We start from the raw sequence: 2,863 nt of genomic DNA, 5'->3' as shown, positions 1-2,863 counted from the left end.
TGGACGGCGTCCACTTCCAGGGCGAACGCAACATCACCCGTTACGAAGCGGCTGAAATCGTGGCTAAAGCGATGGCTCATGAAGACCGTGCCAATGCGGAACAGCGCGCGCTCATCAACAGACTGGCCGACGAATTCTCCGACGAACTCAACAACCTCGGCGTGCGCGTATCCAACTTGGAAGACCGCGTAGGCAACGTTAAACTGACGGGTGACGCTCGTATCCGTTACATGCACCAGAAGGACGAAGGCCAGAAGAATGACAACTCTTGGCAGTTCCGCGGCCGTCTCCGTGCCAACGCCATGATCAACGACCGTGCAACGGCCGTATTGGGCGTAAACTATGTGAATAAATTTAGCAATAATACGCCTGCGTCCGAGCCATCGGACAGCAAAGACAAGTTCTATGTTGACCGTGCTTATGTGGATTACAAGCTCGGTGGCGACAAGAACTGGGATGTCATGGTCGGCCGCTACGACTATGAACTGGGCAACAACAGCGGTCTCTTATACGGTGAAGCGTTTGACGGTGCTCAGCTGAAATATGAGAACGATAAATTCGCCGCAACGGCAGGCTACGGCAAATTTAAAGAAGGTGAACTGAATAATACTAAGACCGGTTACGGTGAATTGGAAGGTTTCTTCGGCGGCGGCTCCGCGGCCGGTTCCCGCATAGGCGTGTACTACAATGATTTCTCCGACAACGGTCCTGAGGATGTGGATCTTTGGGGCGCTTACACGAGTATCAACTTTGCGAAGAACTGGAACTTCAACTTCGAAGGCTATCGCGTAAAGAATGATTCCGAACATGCTAATGCTTATATCGGCAAGCTGAAGTACGGCAAGGCTATGTTCACGCAGCCGAAGTCTTGGGATATTTGGGTCGACTATATCAATGCGGCTAGTGGTACGGCAGACGACGGTGCGACAGGCAACTGGAGAAACAACGTAGACGATACGAAGTCTTGGGGTGTCGGTGCGGACTATACCTTCGCCAAGAATGCGCAGTTCCAGGTATTCCAGACCTTTAATTCCAAAGTTAAGAGCACGGATGCAGATCGTGACGAACTCACACGTGCACAGTTCGTATTCGTATTCTAATCAATCGTTTGAAAGTAAAAAGACCGCCCATACGGGCGGTCTTTTTGCGCGTATTTTACAGAAATATGACAGGCGTGAAAAAAGGCATGCCTGCGGTACTTATGCCGTACGGAAAGTTTCCACATATACGGGCGATGATAAATTATGCAAAAATTCCTGTATAAAAGGGGATAAACCTGTGACAGAAATTACATGAACATGGAAACTCAAAGGCTTTGACAAGTTTTCTTTTCTGCGGTATACTCACTACAAGATCCGTTGGTGGACACAGTTCAGGCAACGGATTATCAGGAAAATAAATATACTTGAGTCAGGCAGTAAAAGAGAGGAAACATGGACAACTCGCCGATGACCCCTGACGGTAAAGGTATATTTTCCGAACTGTAACTATGCAAGAATATACATTTACTGAAAAGGAGACTTTACTATGAACAAGAAACTTCTGGCAGCACTCGTAGCAACCATGGCTGTAGGCACGACCGCCTTGGCAGCCAATCCGTTTGAAGACGTACCGCAGGACAGCTGGGCCTACAACTCTGTAGTACAGCTCGCAAATTCCGGCATCATCCAGGGCGTGGACGGCGTCCACTTCCAGGGCGAACGCAATATCACCCGCTATGAAGCGGCGGAAATCGTGGCCAAAGCGATGGCGCACGAAGATCGTGCCAACGCGGAACAGCGCGCTCTTATCAACAAACTGGCGAACGAGTTCTCCGATGAGCTCAACAACCTCGGCGTGCGCGTATCCAATCTGGAAGAACGCGTAGGCAACGTTAAACTGACGGGTGACGCCCGTATCCGTTACATGAACCAGAACGGCACATCCAACAAGGATGACGGTTCCTGGCAGTTCCGCGGCCGTCTCCGTGCCAACGCGCGCATCAACGACCGTGCCGATGCGGTCCTGGGGATCCAGTACAGAAATAATTTCAACAACGCATCCTCCGCATCGTCTGGCGACGATGACAATTTCTTTGTAGATCGCGCTTATGTCAATTACAAACTCGGCGGCGACAAGAACTGGAATGTCATGGCGGGCCGTTACGATTATGAACTGGGCAATGCGTCCGGTATTCAGTACGGCGACGTATTCGACGGCGCGGAATTGAAGTATCAGAACGATAAGTTCGCCGCAACCGCCGGCTACGGTAAATTTAAGGAAGGCGGCCTGAACAATGTCAAGACCGGGTACGGTGAATTGGAAGGCTTCTTCGGCGGCGGTTCCGCGGCAGGTTCCAAGCTGGGCGTTTTCTATAACAGCTTCAACGTCAGCGGACAGCCGGCCGGCACTCCGATAGACAGCCCGGATGACCTCTGGGGCGCGTATGCAAGCATGAACTTCGGCAACAAATGGAATCTCTTCGGTGAATACCAGAACGTAAACAATAGGGATAACACAAAAGACGCCGATGTGTACCTTGCAAAACTCCAGTACGGCAAGGCGACTTTCGCGCAGCCGAAATCGTGGGATCTTTGGGTAGATTACCTCAATGCCGAACAGAACGGTATTTACGGTTCTACCGGCAACTGGAGAACGGACAGCCTTCTCGGCAAGTCACACGGTATTGAAACGTGGGGCGTCGGTGCGGACTACACCTTTGCCAAAAATGCGCAGTTCCAGGTTATGCAGTCCTTCTCTTCCAAGACGAAAGACGATACCAAGGATCCTAGTGAACTCACACGTGCGCAATTTGTATTCGCATTCTAAGCAAATGATGGAAATTGCAGGATGGCCGCTCGAAAGAGCGGCCGTTTTTGTGAGC

The 2,863-nt window shown here is 51.0% G+C and carries 2 protein-coding genes; both read left to right on the top strand.

Annotated features, from left to right (window positions below; all coding sequences use genetic code 11):
* A partial coding sequence (locus HMPREF0080_RS06260; RefSeq protein WP_006790496.1) for a hypothetical protein occupies nucleotides 1–1,100 on the top strand: 1,100 nt, incomplete at its 5' end.
* Nucleotides 1,101–1,527: 427 nt separating this feature from the next.
* Nucleotides 1,528–2,808 (top strand): S-layer homology domain-containing protein, encoded by a 1,281-nt coding sequence (locus tag HMPREF0080_RS06250; RefSeq protein WP_006790494.1) that lies wholly within the window; start codon nucleotides 1,528–1,530, stop codon nucleotides 2,806–2,808.
* Nucleotides 2,809–2,863 lie beyond the last annotated feature (55 nt).

Origin of the sequence: Megasphaera geminata F0357 (assembly GCF_000239275.1) — a bacterium.
In the GTDB taxonomy this organism is placed as follows: domain Bacteria; phylum Bacillota; class Negativicutes; order Veillonellales; family Megasphaeraceae; genus Megasphaera; species Megasphaera geminata.
The sequence above is the reverse complement of the archived record's forward strand: the minus strand, read 5'-3'. Positions and strand labels throughout refer to the sequence as shown.